The organism is Streptomyces sp. NPDC031426 (assembly GCF_055581585.1).
Genome location: NZ_JBVIJE010000119.1, coordinates 1 through 1,049 on the forward strand (window position 1 = coordinate 1; position 1,049 = coordinate 1,049).

A 1,049-nucleotide genomic window follows, 5' to 3' on the forward strand; every position below is an offset into this window, starting at 1 on the left:
GTCATAGCTGTCCGCGACGGATCCGACCGACGCCGAGGCGCCGATGTCGGCGAGCCGGTCGGTGTACCGAATTGATATGTATTGCGACCCGCGGTCGCTGTGGTGAATGAGGCCGGAGTCCTTCTTGATCCTCCGTCTCCACAACGCCATCTCCAGTGCGTCCAGCGGGAGTTCGGTCCGCATGTGGTTCGCGACCTGCCAGCCGACGATCATCCGCGAGTACACGTCCAGGACGAACGCCACGTACGCCCAGCCCGACCAGGTGCGCACATACGTCATGTCCGCCACCCACAACTGGTCCGGGCGCGAGGCGGTGAAATCGCGGTCGACCAGGTCCGGCGGGCGGGGCGCCGACGGCTCGGGGACCGTGGTGCGGCGCCGCTGACCGCGGATGACGCCCTCGATGCCCAGCTCACGCATCAGCCGCTCGATGGTGCACCGGGCCACGTCGATGCCCTTGCGCCGCAGGGCGCGGGTGATCCGCCGGGCGCCATAAGTGGCCCCGGACTCCGCGTGGATCTCCTCGATCAGCGGCATGAGCTGCTCGTCGCGGAGCCGGCGGGCCGACTTCGGACGCTTCTTGCGGGCGAAGTACGTCGACGGCGACAGGTCCAGCACCCGGCAGACGGGATCGACCCCGAGGCCGCGTTCGCGCAGGTGGTCGATCACTTGCTCGGCCTCGTCCGGGGACGGTCGATCTCCTGGGCAAAAAACACGCTGGCGGCCTTCAGGATCTCGTTCGCCCGCTTCAACTCCGCGTTCTCTTTGCGGAGTTGCTTCAGCTCGTCGCGCTCGGCGGTGGTCAGCCGGTCGTCGCGTTCGCCGGTGTCGGCCTCGGCCTGGCGCACCCACTGCCGCAGGGCTTCTTTGTGGATGCCGAGGTCCCGGGCGACATGCGCGACCGGGCGGCCTGTGGTGCGGACTTCGCGGACGGCCCGCTCGCGGAGCTCGTCCGGGTACTTACGTGGTGCTGGCACTGCTCGTGGTTCTCCTTCGGGCCAGGATCATAAGCCTGGCTTCAGGGACTCCACGAAACGGGGTGCAGCTCA

At 68.3% G+C, this 1,049-nt stretch carries 2 protein-coding genes; both read right to left on the bottom strand.

Translation table 11 applies throughout. From position 1 onward, the window contains the following. Positions 1–669, bottom strand: a 669-nt coding sequence (locus ACZ5NH_RS45565; protein WP_468784386.1) for an IS3 family transposase, incomplete at its 3' end; no start/stop codon positions are given. After that, a complete protein-coding gene (locus tag ACZ5NH_RS45570; RefSeq protein WP_468784387.1) occupies positions 666–977 on the bottom strand; it encodes a transposase in 312 nt (103 codons plus the stop codon). The genes ACZ5NH_RS45565 and ACZ5NH_RS45570, both read right to left, overlap by 4 nt. Between the last annotated feature and the right edge of the window lie 72 nt (positions 978–1,049).